The organism is uncultured Aliivibrio sp. (genome assembly GCF_946479765.1).
Lineage (GTDB): Bacteria > Pseudomonadota > Gammaproteobacteria > Enterobacterales > Vibrionaceae > Aliivibrio.
The window spans coordinates 62,521-86,367 of sequence record NZ_CAMLHO010000009.1 but is presented as its reverse complement, the minus strand read 5'-3'; the positions used below and the strand labels follow the sequence as shown (position 1 = coordinate 86,367).

Annotated in this window: 21 protein-coding genes; 7 read left to right on the top strand and 14 right to left on the bottom strand. The window is 38.9% G+C overall.

Going from position 1 to position 23,847, the window contains the following annotated elements; genetic code table 11:
• The 4 genes from Q1K78_RS05755 to fabB all read right to left on the bottom strand — a co-directional run.
• Positions 1-2,538 (bottom strand): FimV/HubP family polar landmark protein (locus tag Q1K78_RS05755; protein ID WP_300175347.1); only part of this gene is annotated, 2,538 nt, incomplete at its 3' end.
• Positions 2,539-2,727: 189 nt separating this feature from the next.
• Complete coding sequence (locus Q1K78_RS05750; protein ID WP_300175345.1) at positions 2,728-3,741, bottom strand: aspartate-semialdehyde dehydrogenase; 1,014 nt, start codon at positions 3,739-3,741, stop codon at positions 2,728-2,730.
• Positions 3,741-4,871, bottom strand: a complete 1,131-nt coding sequence (locus Q1K78_RS05745) for a 4-phosphoerythronate dehydrogenase (protein WP_300175343.1) — start codon at positions 4,869-4,871, stop codon at positions 3,741-3,743. Before Q1K78_RS05745 ends, Q1K78_RS05750 begins: the two co-directional genes overlap by 1 nt.
• Before the next feature lie 149 nt (positions 4,872-5,020).
• Positions 5,021-6,232, bottom strand: coding sequence for a beta-ketoacyl-ACP synthase I (gene fabB / locus Q1K78_RS05740; protein ID WP_300175341.1), 1,212 nt, complete (start codon positions 6,230-6,232; stop codon positions 5,021-5,023).
• A gap of 120 nt (positions 6,233-6,352) precedes the next feature.
• Between fabB and mnmC the strand changes: the two genes are divergently transcribed.
• Positions 6,353-8,395 (top strand): bifunctional tRNA (5-methylaminomethyl-2-thiouridine)(34)-methyltransferase MnmD/FAD-dependent 5-carboxymethylaminomethyl-2-thiouridine(34) oxidoreductase MnmC, encoded by a 2,043-nt coding sequence (gene mnmC, locus Q1K78_RS05735; RefSeq protein ID WP_300175339.1) that lies wholly within the window; start codon positions 6,353-6,355, stop codon positions 8,393-8,395.
• Positions 8,396-8,525: 130 nt separating this feature from the next.
• Here mnmC and Q1K78_RS05730 read toward each other — a convergent pair whose 3' ends face one another.
• Together Q1K78_RS05730 and Q1K78_RS05725 are read right to left on the bottom strand one after the other, a co-directional pair.
• The gene (locus Q1K78_RS05730) at positions 8,526-9,500 is read right to left on the bottom strand and encodes a lytic transglycosylase domain-containing protein (RefSeq protein WP_300175337.1); all 975 of its coding nucleotides are present in this window, start codon (positions 9,498-9,500) and stop codon (positions 8,526-8,528) included.
• A 2-nt stretch (positions 9,501-9,502) separates the two neighbouring features.
• Complete coding sequence (locus Q1K78_RS05725) at positions 9,503-9,790, bottom strand: YcgL domain-containing protein (protein ID WP_300175351.1); 288 nt, start codon at positions 9,788-9,790, stop codon at positions 9,503-9,505.
• 183 nt (positions 9,791-9,973) lie between these two features.
• On the opposite strand from Q1K78_RS05725, the gene minC reads away from it, so the two are divergent.
• Genes minC through minE form a run of 3 tightly spaced genes read left to right on the top strand, consistent with a single transcriptional unit; the run spans position 9,974 to position 11,739 of the window.
• Positions 9,974-10,639, top strand: a complete 666-nt coding sequence (gene minC, locus Q1K78_RS05720) for a septum site-determining protein MinC (protein WP_300175335.1) — start codon at positions 9,974-9,976, stop codon at positions 10,637-10,639.
• 24 nt (positions 10,640-10,663) lie between these two features.
• Positions 10,664-11,476 (top strand): septum site-determining protein MinD, encoded by an 813-nt coding sequence (gene minD / locus Q1K78_RS05715; RefSeq protein WP_300175333.1) that lies wholly within the window; start codon positions 10,664-10,666, stop codon positions 11,474-11,476.
• A 2-nt stretch (positions 11,477-11,478) separates the two neighbouring features.
• Positions 11,479-11,739 (top strand): cell division topological specificity factor MinE, encoded by a 261-nt coding sequence (gene minE / locus Q1K78_RS05710; RefSeq protein WP_300175331.1) that lies wholly within the window; start codon positions 11,479-11,481, stop codon positions 11,737-11,739.
• A 60-nt stretch (positions 11,740-11,799) separates the two neighbouring features.
• Here the strand turns inward: minE and rnd are convergent, their stop codons facing one another.
• From rnd to Q1K78_RS05675, 7 genes are all read right to left on the bottom strand, one after another.
• Entirely contained in the window at positions 11,800-12,921 is a 1,122-nt protein-coding gene (gene rnd / locus Q1K78_RS05705; protein WP_300175329.1) for a ribonuclease D, read from the bottom strand.
• A 141-nt stretch (positions 12,922-13,062) separates the two neighbouring features.
• On the bottom strand, positions 13,063-14,745 hold the full coding sequence (gene fadD / locus Q1K78_RS05700) for a long-chain-fatty-acid--CoA ligase FadD (protein WP_300175327.1): 1,683 nt from the start codon (positions 14,743-14,745) through the stop codon (positions 13,063-13,065).
• A gap of 183 nt (positions 14,746-14,928) precedes the next feature.
• Positions 14,929-15,798: an alpha/beta hydrolase gene (locus tag Q1K78_RS05695; RefSeq protein ID WP_300175325.1), complete on the bottom strand. Its 870-nt coding sequence runs from the start codon at positions 15,796-15,798 to the stop codon at positions 14,929-14,931.
• A gap of 5 nt (positions 15,799-15,803) precedes the next feature.
• On the bottom strand, positions 15,804-16,352 hold the full coding sequence (locus Q1K78_RS05690) for a Slp family lipoprotein (protein WP_300175323.1): 549 nt from the start codon (positions 16,350-16,352) through the stop codon (positions 15,804-15,806).
• A gap of 20 nt (positions 16,353-16,372) precedes the next feature.
• Positions 16,373-16,687: a chromosome partitioning protein ParA gene (locus Q1K78_RS05685; protein WP_300175321.1), complete on the bottom strand. Its 315-nt coding sequence runs from the start codon at positions 16,685-16,687 to the stop codon at positions 16,373-16,375.
• Between the two features lie 57 nt (positions 16,688-16,744).
• The gene (gene tsaB / locus Q1K78_RS05680) at positions 16,745-17,446 is read right to left on the bottom strand and encodes a tRNA (adenosine(37)-N6)-threonylcarbamoyltransferase complex dimerization subunit type 1 TsaB (protein WP_300175319.1); all 702 of its coding nucleotides are present in this window, start codon (positions 17,444-17,446) and stop codon (positions 16,745-16,747) included.
• Between the two features lie 7 nt (positions 17,447-17,453).
• The gene (locus Q1K78_RS05675; RefSeq protein ID WP_300175317.1) at positions 17,454-19,415 is read right to left on the bottom strand and encodes an ATP-dependent DNA helicase; all 1,962 of its coding nucleotides are present in this window, start codon (positions 19,413-19,415) and stop codon (positions 17,454-17,456) included.
• Positions 19,416-19,662: 247 nt separating this feature from the next.
• Between Q1K78_RS05675 and purU the strand changes: the two genes are divergently transcribed.
• Positions 19,663-20,496: a formyltetrahydrofolate deformylase gene (gene purU / locus Q1K78_RS05670; RefSeq protein ID WP_300175315.1), complete on the top strand. Its 834-nt coding sequence runs from the start codon at positions 19,663-19,665 to the stop codon at positions 20,494-20,496.
• A gap of 68 nt (positions 20,497-20,564) precedes the next feature.
• Here purU and Q1K78_RS05665 read toward each other — a convergent pair whose 3' ends face one another.
• On the bottom strand, positions 20,565-21,362 hold the full coding sequence (locus Q1K78_RS05665; protein ID WP_300175313.1) for an alpha/beta hydrolase: 798 nt from the start codon (positions 21,360-21,362) through the stop codon (positions 20,565-20,567).
• Between the two features lie 372 nt (positions 21,363-21,734).
• Here Q1K78_RS05665 and Q1K78_RS05660 point away from each other — a divergent pair, with 372 nt between their 5' ends.
• Positions 21,735-23,534, top strand: coding sequence for a bifunctional diguanylate cyclase/phosphodiesterase (locus Q1K78_RS05660; RefSeq protein ID WP_300175311.1), 1,800 nt, complete (start codon positions 21,735-21,737; stop codon positions 23,532-23,534).
• 83 nt (positions 23,535-23,617) lie between these two features.
• Positions 23,618-23,776, top strand: a complete 159-nt coding sequence (locus Q1K78_RS05655; protein ID WP_300175309.1) for a YqaE/Pmp3 family membrane protein — start codon at positions 23,618-23,620, stop codon at positions 23,774-23,776.
• Positions 23,777-23,847 lie beyond the last annotated feature (71 nt).

Below are 23,847 nucleotides of genomic sequence, written 5' to 3'. Positions count from 1 at the left end.
TAGCTCTGATTCTTGAGCTTGCTCTGTCGCTTCTGTTACTGGAGTTTCTAGCTCTGCTGACTCTTCAAGCTCAGGTTGAACATCAGCTTGTTCGCTTTCTAACTCTGCTTCTGGCTCTAAAAGGTCATCAAGCTCGTACGATACTTCATCGTCTTCTGTTAGAAGCTCATCAGTATCAACGTCTAGCTCTTCAGTTTCAGCAAACAAGTCATCTAATTCATCATCAGTTTCTGTTGCTAGCTCTGATTCTTGAGCTTGCTCTGTCGCTTCTGTTACTGGAGTTTCTAGCTCTACTGACTCTTCAAGCTCAAGCGAAGCATCTTCTTGTTTTGTATCAGATTCAAATAAAGGAATATCATCATCCTCACCTTCCTCTGCATCAATTAACCAGTCTTCATCTCGAGCGGTGTCTTCTGTAAGCGATTCAGATACTGCTACACCGTCTGCTTCAGTATCATCTCCATTCTTTCCCAGAGTGTCATCATCCTCTTCAAAGTCATCACCAATTAACTCATCAAGAAGTTCAGTGCTGTCTTCGCCTAGTTCAATCGTTTCTTCTTCGTCTTCATCAGCTAAAAACTCATCTAGAAGTACAGTGCTATCTTCATCTAATTCAATATCATCGTCATCACTTGACTCTTCATCATCACCAAGTAATTCGTCAAGTAATGCTGTACTGTCATCTTCAAGATTTAGGTCGATATTCTCTTCATCAGAATCTAAATCTATGCTTTCTGACTCGTCTAATATTTCATCTAATAAAGCAGTACTATCTTCATCAAGATCTAAATCTATGCTTTCTTCTTCATCATCTGACTCATCTACAAGTTCAGTCTCGTCTTCCATACCTTCTAATAATGAATCAAAGTCTAATTCATCTTCAACTGGATCACTGCTTGGCTCAGAAACAAGCTTGGTTTCTTCTTTTTCATCCAGATCCCACCCTTTATCTAATTCAGGTTCTTCAGGATCTTCTTCCGTATCCATTGATGAGAATAGATCATCCAACATTGACTGCTCGAGTTCGCCACCCTCAAGATCTTCATTCTCTTCCACTTCAGGGGTTGTCTTGTCCAGTTTCGATAAATCAGAATCGTCAATTAATGATAAATCAAAATCATCGTCTTCTTCTTCCAAATCGCTCGCGGAGAACAAATCACTGTCGAAATCATTCAGCGCTTTCTCCATTTCTTCAAGACCTAGTGCCTTCTCTTCCGCATCAACGGTGAGTGCACTTGAAGACATATCAATTTCATCATCTAAATCATCAAGGTCTAAATCAAGATCGTCATCAGACAACGTCAACTCTAAATCATCATCTTCTTCACCATCTAATGAGGCAAATGGGTCATCATTATCTGAATCATTATTTTCGGTTTCAAATTCAGCAAATAAATCATCATTTGAATCGGAATCATCATCACCAAATAAGAATTCGTCATCATTTAGATCGCCTAAAAGGTCATCATCGTCATCTAAGCTAATTTCAGGGATATCATCATCCATATTGAAATTATCATCAGGCATCATTAATGCTGAAGGCTTCTCTGTTTGAGAATTTTCTCCGCTCTCGTCCTCTTCTTCTTTCTTACGACGAGAGAAAAAGAAAGCAATTAAACCTGCAATTAAGGCTCCAGGAATTAGAGCTAGCAGGGCGATTAAACCAGGACTTGATGCAAGGTTATCCATTGCACTTGGTTCTGCTTTTTTCTCAGCAGCCACAAGTTGTTTTTGTTCATTAATGAATTTTTCGACTTCATTTCGAATTCGGTCTTCATCACCTAGTGAATCTTTTAAATTATCGACTTCATTTTGAACTTCAGCTAATCGAACGCGTAGCTGATGGTTGTTCTCTTGCAGTGCAGAGAATTCTTGATCTGTCGTTTCTAATTCAGATTTTAATTCAATCACAGAAACTGCCGCAGGGGCTGCCACTTTGGCAATTTCTTTTACTTCTGTGATTGGTTTTACTTTACTTTGCGCCGGTGCTATCTCTTTTTTCACTTGAACAATGGCTTTAACCGATGCGCTTGGTTTAGATGCAGATCGTGCCGGTGCGATTTGCTTGTTTTTATGAGCAGCAAGCAGTTGCTTTGCATCATCCGTATTTTCACGGCGCACTTGCTCTAACGTTGGTAGTCGTAAACGGCTATTTGGCTCTAATCCATGAATATTATTATTTTCAAAAGCTTGTGGATTTAAGCGGTATATAGCAAGTAACGTTTGTTGTATCGAGGTGGTATTTGATGGGTTTACACGGCTTGCAATCGACCATAAGGTTTCATCGTCTCGCGTTGGTCCATAGACTTTTGTCGGTACCGTTGATGTTTTTCTTTCTTGCACAGCAATAGGGGCAGCCGTAGTCATCGCTCTCATCGGTTGTGATTGCGTCACTACCTGTGAACTGACGGTTTGATCCTTACCTTCTGGACCTACAATTTGAATTGTACTCGCAGCATTCGCCACTGAACACTGTGATGCAACGAACAACGCCAAAGGAGTTAGCGTTTTAAACAATTTTTTGGATGCGTCAGACACTAGAGATGCCTCTTAAATAAATGAAAAAAAATATCTATATCACTATATCGGATAATAATAGAAAAACTGTAGTTATTTAGCAAAAACTGTCAAATTCATAGAAGAAAAAAGCCTTAGTTTTCACCAAGGCTTTTATTTTCTTACAATATAGACACTTTAGTTTATTAAAGATGTCTTCATTATATGAAATTAGTAATAATCTCGAATAAGCACTTCTGCAATTTGAACCGCGTTCGTTGCTGCACCTTTACGTACGTTATCGGCAACAACCCACATATTTAAACCCATTGGATGACTGATATCTTGACGGATACGTGCAACCATTACATGGTCTTTACCTGTTGCATCACTTACTTGTGTTGGGTAATCATTACCATGGAACACTTCAATTCCATCTGTTTCTTCAAGTAGACGAGTGGCTTCTTCTGCATCAATTGGTGCGCGAGTTTCAACATGAACGGCTTCGGCGTGACCGTAAAAAACAGGAACACGTACACACGTTGCATTGACTGTAATCGTATCATCAGCAAAGATTTTTTGAGTTTCCCACACCATTTTCATTTCTTCTTTGGTGTAGCCATTGTCCATGAATTCATCAATGTGCGGTAAGCAGTTAAATGCAATCTGCTTATCGTATGCTTTGTTCTCTGCTGGTATACCGTTTAATAGCTTAGCCGTTTGACCAGCAAGCTCATCAACACCCGCTTTACCTGACCCAGATACTGATTGATACGTTGATACGTTAATACGATCAATACCCACCGCGTCATGGATTGGTTTTAGCGCAACTAACATTTGAATCGTTGAACAGTTAGGGTTTGCGATAATATTACGGTTACGAAAATCCGCCAGTGCTTCTGGATTTACTTCAGGAATAACTAATGGAATATCGTGATCGTAGCGAAAATGTGAGGTGTTATCGATAACAACAACACCTGTTTCTGCTGCAATTGGTGCCCATTTTGCTGATAATTCGCTACCAGCAGAAAATAGACCAATTTGCACTTGGCTCCAATCGAACTCTTCTACGTTTTCAACGGTTAATGTTTTTCCATTAAAACGAACTGCTTTGCCTTCACTGCGCTCAGAAGCTAAAAGGTATAAATTACGTACAGGAAACTTTCGTTCTTGTAATACATTTATCATTGCTTCGCCAACGGCACCAGTTGCGCCTAGAATGGCAACATCAAATTCTTGAGTCATTAGACTTCCTCGATTGTAAATCCAAGTTGTTTAAACTGAGTAAGACCACAGTGTTTATCACCTGTGATCGTTATGGCGCTGTATTCTCTTCTATCCCAGTAGTCTTTACGCATTTTATCAAACGCGCCCACCGTTGAGATTTCTTTTCTGAATATGGCATCATCTTTTCGCACATCATAGACTAACTGAATCAAATTGTGCAGTGTTGAATGATCCCATTGCTGATTTAGTGTCACATTAGGGATTGGAGCTGTAGGTAGTAAGAGCTGTGGATTAGCCCGTTCCTCGCGATTTAAAAATTTACAGTAAGAATTAAAAATCATCGTTGTCCCACGTGCTTTACCTTCTAATCCATACCCTGCGACATGTGGTGTAGCAAAAGAAAGTAATGGCAACAAATCCATGTCAACTTGAGGTTCAAACTCAAATACGTCTAAAACTGCATTAAATCCATCTTGTTTCAATAAGCGTTGTTTTAACGCTTCATTGTCAACAATAGGGCCTCGAGCTGCATTAATTAACAACTGATCATGACGAAATGCTGATAATTTACTGTCATCGATCAAATGATGAGTTGGATATTCACCATCGCGAGTTATTGGTGTATGAAGTGTAATAACATCTGATTTCTCTAATAATTCATCTAAAGACACAAATGAGCGAGAATCCCCTTCTTGCTCTTTAATTGGATCATTCAACAAATATGAAATATTTAATGCATCAAGACATTTTGCAAGATAAGAACCCACTTGCCCTGCCCCAATAATACCAAATGTCTTATCAAAAATTGAGAATCCATGCTGTTGAGCTAATACCATAACGCAACTTAACACGTACTCTGCAACACCGACTTTGTTACAACCAGGCGCGGCAGTGAAGTAAATACCCTTATCGCTTAATAATGCTTGGTCAACATGATCCATACCAGCAGTTGCTGTGCCTACAAACTTTAATTTATTGGCTTGTGAAATCAGCTCTGCGTTAACTTTGGTTACCGAACGGATCATTAACGCATCCACATCAATTAAATCTTCGGCCGTTAATGTTCTGCCTGATTTAGCGACAACCTCACCCAACTCGCTAAACAGCTCCGCTGCATAAGGCATATTTTCATCAATTAATATTTTCATATTTTCAATATCTGTCCTTTAGTTCTATAACTTCAGTGTATCACTGCGCTCTATCAAGCAACATCAGTATCTTCATTAGAAATAGGCATAAAAAAACCCAGTCAATTGAATTAACTGGGTTTTTATTATGTTCTTTCGTGACTACACAATTACGCTTCGTATTTCTTAATTACTAGCGTTGCGTTTGTGCCACCAAAGCCAAAACTGTTAGACATAACAGTTGTTAGTTTTTGATCACGTTTTTCAGTAACGATATCAAGACCTTCAGCTGCTGGATCTAATGTTTCAATATTAATGCTTGGCGCGATAAATCCGTGTTCTAGCATTAAAGTTGAGTAGATAGCTTCATGAACACCAGCCGCACCTAGTGCGTGACCAGTCATTGCTTTAGTTGCAGAGATTGCAGGGCTGTTCGCACCAAATACTTCTTGGATAGCGCCTAACTCTTTTGCATCACCAACAGGTGTAGATGTACCGTGAGTGTTCACGTAATCTACGCTGTCTACGTTTTGCATTGCCATTTTCATACAACGAACTGCGCCTTCGCCTGATGGTGCTACCATGTCGTAACCATCTGATGTTGCACCGTAACCTACGATTTCACCGTAGATTTTAGCGCCACGAGCAAGTGCGTGTTCAAGCTCTTCGATAACAAGCATACCGCCGCCACCAGAGATAACAAAACCGTCACGGTCTGCATCATAAGTACGAGAGGCTTTTTCTGGTGTGTCATTGTATTTCGATGATAGTGCGCCCATCGCATCAAACATCATCGTTAGAGACCAATCTAGCTCTTCACCACCACCAGCAAACATTACGTCTTGTTTACCAAGTTGGATAAGCTCTACCGCGTGACCAATACAGTGTGCAGAAGTTGCACATGCAGAACTCATTGAGTAGTTAACACCACGGATTTTAAACGGTGTTGCAAGACATGCAGAAACCGTTGACGCCATTGTACGTGGAACCATGTATGGACCAACACGCTTAACGCCTTTCTCACGCAAGATATCCACTGCATTTACTTGGTTTAGTGATGATGCACCACCAGAACCTGCAACAATACCTGTACGGTCATTTGAAACTTGATCTTCTGTTAAGCCAGAATCTGCTACTGCTTGCTCCATTGAGATGTAAGCAAATGCAGCCGCATCACCCATGAAACGCATTTTTTTGCGATCGATGTGGTCAGCAGGGTTCATTTTCAAATCGCCCCAAACATTACTGCGCAGACCCTTTTCAGCGAACTGCTCAGAGAAGTTAATGCCTGATTTACCAGCTTTCAGAGACTCTAATACTTCTTCTGCATTGTTACCGATACTTGATACAATGCCCATGCCTGTAATTACGGCTCTTTTCATGATTCTTTCCTAATAAGTCATAAATCTTGGTAGATAATAGCGAAGATAGCACAACAAAGTGGTCAGCTTTCCTATAAGTCGTTAAAATCCGACGTAGATTATCTTTAATGGTACTAATTTATGTCACGAAATCACATTTTACCACAAAACAGCATCACTAATGCAATCCTTGATTGGAATGAGTCTGGAACCCCTATCTCAAATGATTTTGATGATGTCTATTTTTCTAACGATAATGGGTTAGAAGAAACACGATACGTCTTCTTACAGCAAAATCATCTGCCTCAAAGATGGCAAGAATATGACCAACGCCGTTTTGTCATTGGTGAAACTGGCTTTGGTACTGGATTAAATTTCCTTGCAGTCTGGCAATGGTTTAAAACCTTTAGAGAACAAAACCCAGACGCCGCACTTAAAGAGCTTCACTTTGTTAGCTTTGAAAAATTCCCAATCACTAAAGCCGATTTAATTAAGGCGCATCAAGCGTGGCCTGAATTGGCTGAATTAGCTGAGCAGCTGCAGGCGCATTACCCTGCTGCCGTTCCTGATTGTCATCGATTAGTCTTAGAAGATGGCATGATCACACTTGATCTTTGGTTTGGTGATATTAAAGAGTGTATGCCTCAGGTCTGGATGGGGGATCACGGTGTTATCGATGCCTGGTTCTTAGATGGGTTTGCACCAAGTAAAAATCCTGAAATGTGGAACCAAGATCTGTTCAACAATATGGCCAACCTTGCGAAAGAAGACTGTACTTGCGCCACCTTTACCGCAGCAGGTTTTGTACGACGAGGTCTTATTGAAGCAGGCTTTGATATGAAAAAAGTCAAAGGCTTCGCTCATAAAAGAGAAATGATTGCAGGTACATTAACGGAACGTAAAACCAAGGCTAACCATGCGGTTTGGTATGCCCGTTCAACCCCTAATAATATCACTGATGTTGCTATCATTGGTGGCGGTGTCGCAAGTGCATCACTAGCAATAACATTACTTCGTCGTGGTGTTAGCGTGACCGTATATTGCAAAGATGAAAAAGCGGCACAAGGCGCTTCTGGCAATCAACAAGGCGCGGTATACCCATTACTAAATGAAAAGTTTAACTCACTGTCACGATTCTTTGCTCCCGGCTTTATCTTCGCTCGTCAATTTATCGATCAAGCCGCACAACAGGTCGAATTTGATCATGATTGGTGTGGTGTAACCCAACTAAAATGGGATAATAAATCGGAAAACAAGCTCAATAAAATGCTGACCGCCAATTTCCCTAATGAGTTAGTTACAGCGTTTAATAAAGAAGAAACCAATCAACATGTTGGCTTACCAATCAATATGGAAAGCGTGCATTACCCTCTCGGTGGTTGGCTATGTCCAAAACAATTGACTCGTGGTCTTTTTGCTCATTTATCAGAAAATCCACTGTTTACTCTACATAATAACGCGGAAGTTACTCAGTTAACTCAAACTGACAATAAACAATGGACCGTTATTCTTGGCGAGAAAATTCATCAACATCAAGCGGTTGTGGTTGCAAATGGGCATAAATTTACTGATTTTGAGCAGACCAAAGATATCCCTGCGACACCGGTTCGTGGGCAAGTAAGTCATATTCCGACCACTGAATCATTGAAACAACTGAAAACCGTGCTGTGTTATGACGGGTATTTAACCCCTGAAAATACTAAGCATCAAACTCACTGTATTGGTGCTAGTTATGATCGTCGTGATTTAGATTTAGGGTTTAAAGAATCAGATCAAATTGAGAATGGCGAGCGTTTACAAAAATGCATCCCTAATGAAGCTTGGGTAAAAGAAGCTGATACATCAACTAATCAAGCCCGTGTGGGTATTCGCTGTGCAAGCCGCGATCATCTTCCATTTCTTGGTAATGTGGTTCGCTTTGAAGATATGCAAGAAGAGTACAAAAATATCTACAAAAAACGTCACTGGTTGCGCGAAGCTAAAGATATTCCTGTTTATGAAGGCTTATTCTGTATGTTGACGCTAGGCTCTCGGGGATTAAGCTCTGCGCCATTATTGGCAGAGACCTTAGCATCACAGATCATGGGCGATCCAATTCCGCTACCAAATTCTGTACTTGAAGGATTGCACCCAGGAAGATTATGGGTGAGAAGGTTGTTGAAAGGAAAGCCGCTGGATATTTAAGAGAAAGTAAGAGCAGGGACTAGGTCGGTCGCCAGCTCCCTTTCAGGTTTCAGGGGGCTCGTTGTAAGCGATAAACTCACAGCAAACTCCCCCTGAATCCTTTGAGCGAAGCGATCTGAACCCTGCTCTGTTACTTAATCGAATCGGCTAAGTGACTCACCGCTAATGCAAAGTAATGCGAGCGGTTCCAGTCCATTAATACTTGGTAATTATTGTAAACAAGATACGCACGACCATCTTTATCATCGGGTTGCACTAACCATGCTTCGATATCTGCATCAGGTAACGCTTTACCAGTCAGGCGACGAACACCAAGTTCTTGCCATTGTGCTAATGTCTTACCTTTTTCTTCAGATAGTCCTTTTAGGCTTTCTGCATCCAATGATTCAGGTAATTGAACTTGACGTCCCCAAGTGTAAGTATCATCCCAACCAACTTGTTTTAAGTAGTTAGCCGCAGATGCAAATACATCGGCCTCGGTAGTCCAGATATCTTTACGCCCATCATCGTTACCATCAACGGCATAAGCTAAGAATGAGGTTGGCATAAACTGACACTGCCCCATTGCTCCTGCCCATGAGCCTTTCATGTTTTCAGGGGTAATATGGCCTTGCTGTAAAATGGTTAATGCTGCCATAGTTTGTTTTTTGAAGAATTCTTCACGACGACCGTCATAAGCTAACGTCGTCAATGCTTCAATCACATTATAACCACCGGTCAACTTACCGAAGTTACTTTCAACGCCCCATAACGCAACAATAAAACGAGGCTGAACACCATATTCTTTTCCAATACGATCCAATTCTTTATGGTGTTTTTGATATAAATCGTTCGCTTGTTTAATTTTCCATTTCGGCACAGCTCGTGGAATGTACTCATCTAGCGTTAATTTTTTTTCTGGTTGGTTTCGATCTGACTTGACCGCTTTTTCTTTGAATGCAATATCTTTAAATGCACGCTCAAGAATAGGCTCTGAAATACCAATTTCTCTCGCTTCATTTTTTAATTCTACAATATAATCCTGAAATTCTCCTTGCGGAGTATTTGCTGTAACTGATGTTGCCATGAGTAGACTGACTATCCCTAGCAGTAATTTTTTCTTCATTATTATTGACTCTCTTTTTTTCGGGCTGCTTTATCTTGTTTATATTTTTCAAGTAAATTTACTGGCGGTGGTGGCAACTGTAAAAAGAAACCCTCCCCTTTAATTGACGCTTTTACTTTTTCCACATCTACTGAAGCTAATGTTCTGCCTGCTAAATTTACCACCATAACCATGGTTGGCGTACCAAACATTGTCATTAGTTCCTTAGGAACTGGTGTAAAGTCATCTTTTTTCTCAATATAAAGATAAGCACCCTGTTTTTTGGTACTTTTATAAACTGAACAGAACATTTTATAACCCATTTTTGAAAGAATTGATCTTGCTCTCAACTTATCATATCCAATTACTGTCTATTTGATGAGAGCCTTACTAAAAAGTACACTTAAGACAATAAGATAACTTGCTGTACACTTAAACTGACTATAACATGGTATCAGACTTGTGGTATTAAATTTATCAAGATACAGAATAGTATGACAAAAACAGCCGATTTAAAGGGCAGTAATTTCACCCTATCAGTATTACATTTACCTAATGATGACATAGAACAAGCACTACGCATGCTAGAAGAAAAAGTAGCACAAGCGCCTTCTTTTTTTGCCTCTGCGCCTGTTGTTGTCAATATTGAAAATGTATCAAATGAAATTAACTTTGTTGAGCTAAAATCTGGTGTCGAGCGCACTGGTATGATCCCGGTAGGGATTACTGGCTGCAAAGATAAAAACAAACAGGCTCAGGCGACAGCAGCTGGTTTTGCTGTTATGACCTCTTTTACGCCCCAACAAGTAACACAAAAAGCCAATATGCGGCCTACGATGGTGGTAAAAAACCCTATCCGTTCAGGACAACAAGTGTATGCCAAAGATGCTGACCTTGTGATCTTAAATCATGTAAGCCCTGGTGCTGAAGTCATTGCTGATGGCAGTATACATATACACGGAACCTTGCGTGGCAGAGCAATTGCTGGAGCAAGTGGCCAAACAGAAGCAAAAGTTTTCTGTAAGAACTTACAAGCTGAACTAATTTCCATTGCGGGTAATTATTGGCTAAGCGACCAAATTGACAAAGAGTATTGGCATCAAAATGTCATGATCACTATGGTCGAAGACCGTATTCAGATCGATACCCTAACGTTATAGCACAACAAAAAAGGAATAATAAAAATGGCACGTATTGTCGTTGTGACTTCAGGCAAGGGCGGTGTAGGAAAGACTACATCTAGTTCTGCTATTGCATCAGGTCTTGCGCTGGCTGGCAAGAAAACCGCAGTGATCGATTTTGATATTGGTTTACGTAACCTTGATTTAATCATGGGTTGCGAACGTCGCGTTGTTTATGATTTTGTAAATGTAATCAATGGTGAAGCCACATTAAACCAAGCATTAATTAAAGATAAACGGGTAGGAAATCTATTTATCCTACCTGCTTCTCAAACTCGTGATAAAGACGCATTAACTAAAGACGGTGTACGTCGCGTTCTTGATGAACTTATCGCAATGAATTTTGACTTCATTATTTGTGATTCACCGGCAGGCATCGAAGCTGGCGCTCTTATGGCGTTATATTTTGCCGACGAAGCGATCATCACAACTAACCCTGAAGTTTCTTCAGTTCGAGATTCTGACCGTATCCTTGGTATTTTAGATTCTAAATCCCATCGCTCAGAAGAAGCATTAGAACCAGTAAAGCAGCACCTACTATTAACTCGCTACTGCCCTACCCGTGTAAACCAAGGCGAAATGTTAAGTGTGGGTGATGTAGAAGAAATCCTGAACATCCCACTATTAGGGGTAATTCCTGAGAGTCAATCAGTGCTAAACGCATCAAATAAGGGCGTTCCTGTAATTTTTGATGAAGAGTCTACTGCTGGTGCTGCATACCAAGATGCCGTTGACCGTCTGTTAGGCAAGGAAGTTTCATTCCGCTTCTTAGAAGAAGAGAAAAAAGGCATATTTAAACGATTATTTGGAGGTTAAACATGGCATTGCTTGAGTTTTTTAGACCACAAAAAAAAGACACTGCTAACATAGCCAAAGAAAGGCTACAAATTATTGTTGCAGAACGCCGTAATGGCGGTCCTGCACCTTCATATTTACCACAACTAAAAGAAGATATTCTTAAAGTGATCAGTAAATATGTAAACGTAACTCCTGATATGGTAACGGTATCTCTTGAACAAAAAGAAGAAGACCTATCAGTATTAGAACTGAATGTAACTCTGCCAGAAGATGACCATTAATCTCCATGATTAGTATCGAACAATAAAAAGGTGGCTATGATAGCCACCTTTTTTGTGTTTCTATTTATCAAGAACTGACATAAAACGCGCTTCTAATAACTCGCTACGCCAACCTTGTATCGCATCAGGTTTACATTCTGGTGCGCCATTTTTCTTCCATTTCCAAGACAATAACTGATTCAATTGCTTTTTAGAGGCTAAAAACTCTGGCATTAAACCAGATTCATCTGAAGCTTCTTTTACTTCGTCTTTTAATAACTTAAAGATCTGTTTGTAAGCAGGATAGTCCATTAAGCGCGTAATGACCTCAGGGTACTCATCGGCTGCTAGATCGTCAGCTAAATAAGTAAAGCGTAATAACTTCCCACCATGACGCTGCACTTCTCTTGGATCAAAATCTTCTTTTAGCATTTGTTCTTTACTGCGAAGCCCAAAACGAGCCAATTTCCATAAGTTTAATTCTTGTACTACGAAGTTCACGGCTAAATCACGCTTTCTCGCTTCTTCTAAACGCCATTTTGCAGCCATTTTCAATATAGCTAATTGTTTTGGATTTAGTTGCCATGCATTTTTAATATCTTGATATGCTTTCTCTGCATCAGGTTGCTTCTCGCGTTTTTTTATTGCAAGTGCTGATTCCTGATACGCAGCTTCAGCCCATTTAGTTTGAGCTAATTCCGCTTGTAACTTTTCAAATAATGGCAATAAATAATGCACATCGGCGGCGGCATAGTTCAGTTGCTTATCTGATAAAGGTCGAGCCATCCAATCCGTTCTAGATTCGCCTTTATCAAGATCTACTCCTAAGTAATCAGAAACAAGTTTGGCAAACCCCGTTGATAACCCATAGCCTAAAAATGCAGCCATGATTTGAGTATCGATCATCGGCGTTGGCATACAACCCGCATAATGCTGAAATACTTCTAAATCTTCACCACAAGCATGAAGCACTTTTGTAACACTCTCGTCCTTCAATACATTCCAAAGAGGAGTTAAATCATCAATTTCAACAGGATCAACTAACGCTAAGGTTTCACCATCAAACATTTGGATCAAGCCTAAACGTGCATACAAAGTTCTTGTACGTACAAACTCAGTATCTAACATTAAAAAAGGTTTATTACTTGCTTGCTGGCAGATTTCAGCTAAACGCTGACTGCAGGTAACTATTTCAAATTCCACTTTTTTTCCTTAAAAACGGATACTAAGGCAAGATAGCTTAACCTTAAGAAAAACTAAGCTATCTTGTCTCTATATTTTGTAATTATAAAAATAATGCCAGCAACGAGGCTGGCATTATCGTATTTTTATAGTGTAACCAAATTATGCGCTTTCTTCTGCTTTATATTCATCACGCAGTTCACGACGCAAAATTTTACCTACGTTTGTTTTTGGAAGATCATCTCTAAACTCAACAATACGAGGAATTTTATAACCGGTTAAATGCTTACGACAGTGAGCAATAAGTTCATCTTTAGTTAGACTTGGATCACGCTTAACAACACAAATTCGAACCACTTCACCCGATGTTGGATGTGGTTTACCTACCGCAGCAACTTCTAACACTTTACCGTGTAGAGCAACAACATCTTCAATCTCATTTGGGTATACGTTAAAACCAGACACTAAAATCATGTCTTTTTTGCGATCAACAATGTGTAGGAAGCCTTCATCATCAAATTTGACGATATCACCCGTGCTTACCCAACCATCTTCAGTGATCATGTCTTTAGTAGCTTCTGAGCGATTCCAGTATCCCTTCATCACTTGTGGACCACGAACTTGAAGCTCGCCTACTTGATCATTAGCGACAACGTTTCCTTCATCATCAACCATACGAACTTCAGTTGATGGAACCGGTAGACCAATAGATCCATTGTATGAGGTTAGATTATGAGGGTATGCCGCCACTAATGGAGAACACTCAGTTAAACCATAACCTTCAAGTAAGTAACAGCCTGTATGCTGCTGCCATTTTTCAGCAACGATACGTTGCACAGCCATACCCCCCCCCACAGATAAACGAAGATTACTGAAATCTAGTTCATGAAAATCTTCGTTATTTACAAGGGCATTAAACAGTGTATTAACACCCGTAATTGCCGTAAATGGGTATTTCTGTAGCTCTTTAATAAAGCCTGGAATATCACGTGGATTAGTGATTAATAAGTTTCTTCCGCCCATCTCTACAAACAGTAAGCAGTTTACCGTTAGAGCAAACACGTGATATAGCGGTAATGCAGTAACAATTAACTCACGGCCTTCCGTCAATACTGGACCATAAGCTCCTTTCGCTTGCATCACGTTAGCAATCATATTACGGTGAGTCAGCATTGCGCCTTTTGCTACGCCTGTCGTACCGCCAGTGTATTGTAGAAAGGCTAAGTCTTGACTATCAATAAATGGCTTGATGTACTGCATTCTACGGCCTTTACGTAATGCATTACGCATTGATGTCGCATCAGGCAAGTCGTATTTTGGCACCATTTTTTTCACGTACTTAACAACGAAGTTAACAATTGTGCCTTTTGCACGAGGAAGTTGCTCACCTAAGTTAGTTAAAATCACGTGTTTTACTGGCGTATTATCCACAATCTCTTCTAGCGTACTAGCAAAGTTTGACACAATAACAATTGCCGCAGCACCTGAATCTGTTAATTGATGCTCTAACTCACGCGGAGTATAAAGTGGGTTAACATTTACCGCTACCATACCTGCACGCAGCACACCAAATAATGCAATTGGGTATTGCAGTAAATTTGGCATCATTAGAGCAACTCGATCGCCTTTTTTCAGTTTCAATTCATTTTGTAAGTAAGCAGCAAAAGCACGACTGCGCTCTTCTAACTTACGAAATGTCATTACTGAACCCATGTTAATAAATGCTGGTTGATCTGCATATTTATGAACCGATTGTTCAAACATATCTACTAACGAGCTGTATTGATCAGGGTTTATTTCTGCTGGTACGTCTTCTGGGTAACGTGAAAGCCAAACTTTATCCACGCTGTTCTCCTATTCTATATACGACTTATTGCTCTTTTGGCAACAGTTCAAAACAGTGATCATTATCACCTTTTATGAGTAGACTATTTACTCTACAAGTATAGTCAACTAATTTTAGTATCAATTATCTATTCGATTGTTATTTGACCATAAACACGGTATTTTTTTAAATATGTGAAGCAGTTATGTTTTTATTTTGTTAATAAGATCGCTAATGTAACTACTTACTTGTTCTGGATATTCTAAATGACAATGATGTCCACCTTCAATTTGATAACATTGAAAATCTGAAATATAACGATAACGGTGAGATTTTTGTCTTAAATGGCCATAGCCCTCATTACCAATAATTGCAATCACGGGGCAGTCTATTTTTGAAAGTAATGATAGAGCATGAGCTTCACTCATTCGATACAAAGAATCGCATTTTACTTTTGCATCCGTTGTCCATTTCACATAATTATCTTTTGATGCTAATGAACGAAGTACCATAGGCTCAATAAGGTGCTCAGGAAGTCGATTAACTTTCGATCTCAATTCAACAGCTGCTTGTTTATCTTTTAACGTTCGCTGAGGTTTATTACGATAACGCTGACGACTTAAAATCCCTTGACGAAGCCTATTGGTGATCTCATCCTCTTCTTCACTCAATGGACCCAATGCTTCAATCATCATCAATGCAGATACTTTTTCAGGAAAAACTGCACAGTAAGCACTGGCAATTAACGCCCCTAAAGAGTGTCCGATTAAAACCACTTTTTCTAATTTAGTGTGCAAAATAATTTGGTGAAGATCATCAATATAATCAAAGAAGTGATAAAAATTATCATCGCCTTTATGATCAGATAACCCATGACCAAACCAATCTACAGCAATTAAATGGTGGTAAGGGTGGTGTTTCGCATACGCTTCCATAGTAGTTTTAAACGTTGCTGCATTATCTTGCCAACCATGCAAAAACACCAATGTTTGATGTATTTCTTTCGGCCTAATTTCCATTACAGCCAATGAGCCGTGATGCAATAAAAAAGTAGACTCTTGAAATGAGAGCATAATAACTATTTCACTTCTTGTACGACTTTACCACGACGACTTTCAATACTACGCTGGTGAAGACAGCGAGCACCGGCACAAGGCATATAACTCATGTTTATGTCATTACTAATTACATATTCTTGAATTTGCCATAAATGCAAAGCTGACGCTTTTATCACCGGAAATGGATACAAAAACTCTCCAACATTCGCTTCTTCGATACCCGTCGACTGTCCTAAAACAGTCATTAATCGACCAACAGAATAAGTCACAGGATCGATAAAGCCATTAAGATAAACAACAAAACGTCCATTAGGCTCTTGAGAGAGATCAGGCTTACCTGATGAAGAGATAGGAAGGTTAACGATTTCAATACGTGTCGTGTCTTTTAGGTTATCAATACGGGCGATAACCCCGCCTAAGCGAATTTCTGCGTTTTCATCGTTTTGAGCTGCAATAACAAACGCATCATACTTAATTAGCGTATTAGCTTGGGATGACGCTAACTCTTTAGGAAGAGAGCTGCAACCTGCAAGAAATAAAACGCAAAAAAACAATAATGAAGATTTCATAAATATCCTTAATTTGATTTTTAGATATACAGATCAACACCAACGAGTTGAGCAAGTTCCTCTCTGCGTTTTTGCAACATAATATCCATATACTCTTCCATCGCTTTACGATTCCCACCTTCGGGTAAATCATAATTAATACGGGAATTAGCGTATTCAGATGCGTTCAGTTGCCTTACTTGATTGGTTATCGCAGTCGCCACTTTGGAAGGTTGAGCAACCATGGCTTTACTGCCACTGGCTTTATTAATTTGATTTTTCTTTCCAACGGCTTGCTGCTTTTGTACTTTTTGATTCTGTACTAATGCTGGCGGTAGCCCATGAATTGATACCATAGTGACCTTTCTTTATTTATCAAAAAACGGGGAACAACGTCCCCATTCATTTATCTATTATTCACGACCAGGAAGCTTTTTCCAAGTCACCGTATCACGAACATAAACAGGGGTAGACTCCTCTACAGGTAAAGCTAACCCTTGTTCAAATTTTTGCTGCGCTAAGAATGCAATATCTTCTGCATCAGGATACAGTACCTCTGATGCTTTACGATCTAAAGGCAGCTCAGCTAGACCTTCAGTGTATGCATCCCAACCAGTCCCTACGGTTAACCACTCACCTGATTGCTCTGGTAAATACGTTAACAATGCGTCTGGTTTAAACACGCTTTCAGCAACATTATAAGTCCATGTAGCATCATCATTACGCTGATACATACCGAAATATACTTCACCCATACGGGCATCAATCGCCGCTGCAACTTGTGTTGCACCATTTAAACGGTAACCCGCCTGCGCCATTGCTTCTAATGTTGAAATACCTATCATAGGTAAATCGGCACCAAATGCTAAACCTTGAGCGATACCAATACCAATACGAACGCCAGTAAAACTACCCGGACCTTGACCAAATGCTAAGGCGTCTAAATCTTGTAAACGCACACCCGCTTCTTTTAGTACTTCATCAACAAAAGGAAGAACTTTAATAGTGTGTTCACGCGGTGCCACTGCACGTCGAGAATATACTTTTCCGTCAACAACCAATGTGACAGAACAGTTTTCAGTGGCGGTATCTACCGCTAAAATATTTGCGCTCATTAATGCCTCAATTCTCTAAAATAGCTTCTTGTTTTTCTGATTCATTTTCACTGGTCTGATTGGCTTTTGCCAAAAACTCAGACACATTACGTAAATCTCGTGTTCGTGGTATCGGTGGTAAACTTTGTAAAAACGTGGAACCATAAGGTCTTGTCACTAAACGATTATCACAAATAACCAATACCCCTTTATCTTTAGTATCTCGAATAAGACGACCTACTCCTTGCTTCAAGGTAATCACAGCGTCTGGAATTTGTACTTGTGAGAAGGCATCCCCCCCACTTAGCTGGCAATCTTCAATACGCGCCTTTAACAGCGGATCATCCGGCGCAGTAAAAGGAAGTTTATCAATGATAACACAGCTTAAGGCATCACCTCTAACATCGATACCTTCCCAAAATGCCCCTGTTGCCACTAATAATGCATTGCCTAATTCCATAAATTCAGACAACAATTTCTGCTTAGTGGTCTCTCCTTGCACAAGTACTGGCAAATCAAGCGTTTCTCTAAATTGCTCAGCTAACTCACGCATCATCTGATGCGAAGTACACAAGAAAAAACAGCGACCATTATTTTGCTTAATCACAGGTCGTAATAATTCCACTAACTTATCGGCAATACCATAGCTATTTGGTTCTGGTAAAAATCGAGGGACGCACAATAAGGCTTGAGTTTTATAATCAAAAGGGCTTGGAAGAGAAAACTGCTTAGTCGGCTCTAATCCCAAACGTTGAGTAAAATGAGAGAAATCATCATTTACCGCTAACGTTGCAGAGGTAAAAATCCAAGCACCTTCTTTATCTGCCACTTGTTCTTTGAATTTATCCGCCACAGATAATGGGGTGATGTTCAAACTAAAATGGCGAGGGGTACATTCATACCAATAAGAATACCCACCAATAGTCGTATCGCACACGCGTTCTAAACGATTTTTTAATAATGCGCAACGATCAAACGCCGCATCTAATAACTGACTACGACCTAACGCTAATTTCAATACATCATGAGCCAGCTCAAACGCATCATTAATTCGGACAATTTCACGTTGAACCGCTTGTGATTTAATCGCCTCTCGCCAATTCCCACGAAAACTTGTATCACCTAAAATAATACGAAGATCCATTGCTGAACCCGCTAAACGCTCTGCCACTTTTTGTAGCTGACGCATATCTTTTGCTTCGGTGCGATAACCGATCTCAATGTCCTTCGCTAATTCAGTTAACTGGCGACTAGATAGATTTTGACCAAAATATTGACTCGCGATATCTGGAAGCTGATGCGCTTCATCGAAAATAAAAATATCAGCCTCAGGTATTAACTCACCAAAGCCTGTTTCTTTAATCGCTAAATCAGCAAGAAATAAATGATGGTTAACCACAACAACATTTGCATCCATCGCTTTTTTACGTGCCTTCACCACAAAACACTCATCAAAGCTTGGACAATCTTTACCTAAACAATTGTCATTGGTAGAGGTTATTGAAGGGATTATTGGGCTATCTTCTGCAATTGCTGTGCAATCACCTAAATCACCGGTTTTGGTTTCTGATGACCAAGAGCGAACCTTAACTAATTGAGTTAGTAATTCAGGATCAGATTGTGGGGTATGGCTTTCAACCAACTGCTGGTTTAACCGTTCAGGGCAAAGATAATTTGAACGTCCTTTCAATAAAGCAACTTGGCCATAAAAGCCTAAGGACGACGTCATTAAAGGTAAATCACGATGGAACAGCTGCTCTTGTAGGTTTTTCGACCCTGTACTGATAATGGTTTTTTTACCACTGATTAATGCAGGTACAAGATAAGCAAAGGTTTTACCCGTACCAGTGCCTGCTTCAACGACAAGCTGCGTTCCATTCTTAATGGCATCATGAACCGCATGAGCCATATCAAGCTGAGGTTGACGAGGCTGAAAACCAGGAATGGCTTTACCTAACGCGCCTGAAGAAGAAAAAATCTTGGCAATCATATCAACCTACATTCATCGTAATTTAAAAATAAGACTGGGATTATGCCAAGATTTTCAAAGAAACTAAACGTTAAGTTTCTCGACCATTGTTTATTATGCAGCGGATTTCTCCAAGTACTTGGATTGAATCTATTATTTATATTTTTGATTTCATAGAGTGAAAAACACTTTACGTGCTCTTCTTTTGTCGGTACAAACATAGGTATATCAAATTTATAGACCATACTTTGTAAACACGAGAGATAAAATGGAAAAGAAAATATTACTAACGGATTGCCCTGATTCTCGTGGGCTAATAGCGAAAATAACCAATATTTGTTACAAACATCAACTCAATATCATTCATAACAATGAGTATGTTGATAACGTAACGGGTCAGTTTTTTATGAGAACTGAGTTAGAAGGGATTTTTAATAACGAAACCTTCTTACTTGATATTGACCAAGCTTTACCAAAAGGCAGCCATCGTAAGTTAGTCTCTGAACCTTGCAAGAAAGTCGTAATTCTTGTGACTAAAGAAGCACACTGTATTGGTGATATCTTAATCAAAGCCTATTCTGGTGCGATGAATATCGACATTGCCGCAGTAATTGGTAACCATGACACGCTAGGCGGATTGATTGAAAAGTTTGATATTCCTTTCCATTATGTGTCTCATGAAGGTTTATCCCGCGATGAGCATGAAGATAAGATGCTTAGTATCATCCATTCATACGAACCTGAATATATCGTATTAGCAAAATACATGCGTGTACTAACACCTGAATTTGTCGATCAATTTCCAAAACGAATCATCAATATCCACCATAGTTTCTTGCCTGCATTCATTGGTGCGAAACCTTATCAGCAAGCTTATGATCGTGGCGTAAAAATCATTGGCGCTACGGCACACTTTGTGACTAACAATTTAGATGAAGGTCCGATCATCAAACAAGATGTGATCCCTATTGATCATAACTTTAGTGCTGAAGACATGGCAATGGCGGGACGTGATGTTGAGAAGTCAGTACTAAGCAAAGCACTATCTAAAGTGTTAAATGACCATGTTTTTGTCTATGGCAATAAAACCGTTATTCTTTAATTTTCAAAATAATAGCTAAACAAAAACGGCGATCATGATGATCGCCGATTTATATTCAATTCTTATTTTTATTGAGCTGCAATAAAATCAATAGCGTATTTATTAAACTCTTTTGGCCTGTCAATATTGCACACATGCCCGCATTCAGGGATCTGTAATAACTGACTGTATTTATGCACTGCAACCATTTCTTCTACCGGCTTCATAAATAAATAATCATTTGCTCCCATCACATACAGTGTTGGAATAGCTAATTCTTTATCTTTGAAATAACGCATCAATGGGTTCACATCAGCCGCCAATTTAAACCAGCGTTTAAACTCTTTCTGACACAGTTTTTTCGCTTCTCTAGTGAAAATATGACGAGACTCTTTCTGACTTTTCTGTGGCATAACGACATACGAAAATAATTTATACAGCCACATGTAAGGCATGATATTTTTCGTCATATCACCCATTTTAATCAAAAACTGAGATCGGAAATTAAAACGAGTAATCGCACCAGCTAAGACCATAGAGCTTACTCTATCTTGCGCCAACTCAGCTAAATTACGAATGATGATCGTACCAAGAGACATTCCAACAAAGTGGGCTGATTTAATATTTAAATGATCAAGCACATCAATAATATCTTGGCTTACGACTTTAAAAGAGTACTGCTTATTAATGAACTCTTTAATTTGAGAGAAATGGTTTGAACGCCCATGCCCACGTAAATCAATAAGTAAAACATTGAAGTTCTTTCTAAAAGCAGCAACTTGCTTAAACCACGTTGTCGAACTTCCACCAGCACCATGAACAAACACAACCCATTTGGCGCTTGATTCATGTTCATAGGTTCTATGAAATAACAAAGAATTAGACATTCGCTCTACTTTAATTAGAAAAGACACATAACGTAGACTATACCACCCTACATCGCCAATGAATACTCACAAAGAAGTAGTCGAACAAAAACCTGACATACAAGCATTTTTCTTTGTCCTTGTATTAAACACTCCGTCATTTTTTATACTTAGCTGAATTATTGACCCACATAAGATATGATTAACAGGTTACATCGAAATATCTATTCTATATATTAGAAATAACTATAGCTCAGATATTTAATGATACCTATCATAAATAGACATCTTTAATCATAAAAACCAACACATACACTTCAGAAAATTTAAGTTATTGAATAATAGCTATTTAATGATATTATCATTAAATTCAAAGAGCAGAATAATTAAACCATGAATTATATTTGGGACAAACTACAAGATTTTCATTTTTGGAAAAATTCTTTCTATTTTTTTGCCATCTTTATTATCAGTGGCACTCTTTTAGCTGAGCACCATATTGGTACTTACTTCTATCTAAGCTATCCATTCTTTATGTTATTGGCTCGTTTTCATCCAAACAAACGAATTGCCTACTATTCAACCATTCTTTCTTTTCTTGTCATTATTATTGGTAATATTATTGAACCTATTAATATGGATGCTGTTGAAGAACCTTTTATTACCGTTCCCCTTACTTATATTATTCTTTACCCTGGTTCATTATGGCCTGTCGCCTCTGCGGTTGGCTTACTATTCTCTTATTCTTTAAATATGCAATTATCTGATTTCCTTATATTAGAAGAGTTCATTGAAGATTCACTTGAACTACTTGCAATTTCAGGTTTTGCTTCTGCTATGGCATTTTATCAACAGAAATTAAAAACAAAAGTAATTGAATATAAAAAAGACAGTTTGACCGATTTTTTAACTCAATTAAATAATAGAAAGCGATTCTATGCAGATTTGGAAAAGATAAGAATACAAAATACACCACAACAATTCTCATTAATCCAAATTGATTTAGATGGATTTAAACAAATAAATGACAATCTAGGTCATCATATTGGTGATTTAGTTTTGGTCGATTTTTCCAAACGTTTAAAAACCATAGAAAAGGATAATGTGTCTGTATATCGTATTGGTGGTGATGAATTTACCGTAATTATTAAGCACCATAATATCGAATTAGCCACCAACGCTCTTATTCATACTATTTTGACTTTTTCAAAAGAACCTTATGAAAACCTAAAATCTCACTACTCCCTTACGACGAGTATTGGTGCATCGTTATACAATGATTGCTCTAACCTCACAGACCTTTGGTGCCGTAATACTGATATAGCAATGTATGAAGCAAAACAACAGGGTAAAAATAACGCTCAGTGGTTTAATCAGACATTAATGCAAGAGACATTCAGATATTACAAACTTGAAAAAGATCTATCTATTGCTTTAAAAGAGCAGCAGTTCTATCTTCTTTATCAACCTAAAATTGTAATACCAACAAATACTATCTCTGGCGTAGAAGCATTAATTCGATGGGAACACCCTACCCTTGGATTAATCTCCCCATTAGAATTTATTTCCATTGCAGAAAAAAACCACCATATAATAGAAGTTGGGAAATGGGTGCTAAACGAAGCTTGTAATCAAGGAAAAATTTGGTGTGACAATGGCACGCCTATTTCCATCTCTGTCAATGTTTCCATCGTTCAATTATCCCATGATGATATTGTCGGAACGGTACGTAACGCTCTGAATTGCTCAGGCCTCGACGCACAATATCTGCAACTTGAAATCACAGAAACGGCACTAATGAAACAACCAGAAAAAGTGATCCAACAGTGCACTCAATTACGGGAACTAGGCGTACAAATTGCCATTGACGACTTCGGTATCGACTACTCTTCTCTTCGTTATTTAAAACAGTTACCTATTGATATCATCAAAATAGATAAATCCTTTATTGATGATTGTGCGACGAACGAAAAAGATCACATGATAGTTCGAACTATTATCCAACTTGGCCATAATTTAGGTATCACAATCACAGCAGAAGGTATTGAAGATAAAGATCAGCTTAATATATTGGAAATAGAAGGGTGTGATAAATACCAAGGGTATTACTTTTCAAAACCCGTCGACAACGCCCAGATCAATACCTTACTCTTAAATCAAAGAAGCGCTTGTAATACTCATGCGATTTCATAATACCAATTCAAGTAAGTAGTTGACCAATGGTCGCTCATCTAGTACTTATTAATAATGGTAAACATAGTTTAAAGAGAGATTATATGAACAAGCTTGTACTAATTATTTTGTGTGTATTACTTCCACCTCTAGGTGTTTTCTTTGATAAAGGCATTGGAAAAGATCTTTTGATTAATATCATATTGACTATTTTCTTCTGGGTTCCAGGTATGATCCACGCCCTTTGGGTAACCACCCGTTAAGCAAAACAGCAAATAAAAAAGCGAAATCCCTGAATGAAAGGATTTCGCTTTTATTTGGTTTCACGTAAATG

What these genes read in the sequence shown, in the direction of transcription:
- Q1K78_RS05750 (WP_300175345.1), bottom strand. Translation starts at nt 3,741, where the DNA reads ATGACTCAAGAATTTGATGTTGCCATTCTAGGCGCAACTGGTGCCGTT.
- Q1K78_RS05660 (WP_300175311.1), top strand. Translation starts at nt 21,735, where the DNA reads ATGAATTATATTTGGGACAAACTACAAGATTTTCATTTTTGGAAAAAT.
- fabB (WP_300175341.1), bottom strand. Translation starts at nt 6,232, where the DNA reads ATGAAAAGAGCCGTAATTACAGGCATGGGCATTGTATCAAGTATCGGT.
- Q1K78_RS05665 (WP_300175313.1), bottom strand. Translation starts at nt 21,362, where the DNA reads ATGTCTAATTCTTTGTTATTTCATAGAACCTATGAACATGAATCAAGC.
- minD (WP_300175333.1), top strand. Translation starts at nt 10,664, where the DNA reads ATGGCACGTATTGTCGTTGTGACTTCAGGCAAGGGCGGTGTAGGAAAG.
- Q1K78_RS05655 (WP_300175309.1), top strand. Translation starts at nt 23,618, where the DNA reads ATGAACAAGCTTGTACTAATTATTTTGTGTGTATTACTTCCACCTCTA.
- minC (WP_300175335.1), top strand. Translation starts at nt 9,974, where the DNA reads ATGACAAAAACAGCCGATTTAAAGGGCAGTAATTTCACCCTATCAGTA.
- Q1K78_RS05690 (WP_300175323.1), bottom strand. Translation starts at nt 16,352, where the DNA reads ATGAAATCTTCATTATTGTTTTTTTGCGTTTTATTTCTTGCAGGTTGC.
- tsaB (WP_300175319.1), bottom strand. Translation starts at nt 17,446, where the DNA reads ATGAGCGCAAATATTTTAGCGGTAGATACCGCCACTGAAAACTGTTCT.
- Q1K78_RS05675 (WP_300175317.1), bottom strand. Translation starts at nt 19,415, where the DNA reads ATGATTGCCAAGATTTTTTCTTCTTCAGGCGCGTTAGGTAAAGCCATT.
- Q1K78_RS05730 (WP_300175337.1), bottom strand. Translation starts at nt 9,500, where the DNA reads ATGAAGAAAAAATTACTGCTAGGGATAGTCAGTCTACTCATGGCAACA.
- Q1K78_RS05695 (WP_300175325.1), bottom strand. Translation starts at nt 15,798, where the DNA reads ATGCTCTCATTTCAAGAGTCTACTTTTTTATTGCATCACGGCTCATTG.
- mnmC (WP_300175339.1), top strand. Translation starts at nt 6,353, where the DNA reads ATGTCACGAAATCACATTTTACCACAAAACAGCATCACTAATGCAATC.
- minE (WP_300175331.1), top strand. Translation starts at nt 11,479, where the DNA reads ATGGCATTGCTTGAGTTTTTTAGACCACAAAAAAAAGACACTGCTAAC.
- Q1K78_RS05685 (WP_300175321.1), bottom strand. Translation starts at nt 16,687, where the DNA reads ATGGTATCAATTCATGGGCTACCGCCAGCATTAGTACAGAATCAAAAA.
- purU (WP_300175315.1), top strand. Translation starts at nt 19,663, where the DNA reads ATGGAAAAGAAAATATTACTAACGGATTGCCCTGATTCTCGTGGGCTA.
- Q1K78_RS05725 (WP_300175351.1), bottom strand. Translation starts at nt 9,790, where the DNA reads ATGTTCTGTTCAGTTTATAAAAGTACCAAAAAACAGGGTGCTTATCTT.
- Q1K78_RS05745 (WP_300175343.1), bottom strand. Translation starts at nt 4,871, where the DNA reads ATGAAAATATTAATTGATGAAAATATGCCTTATGCAGCGGAGCTGTTT.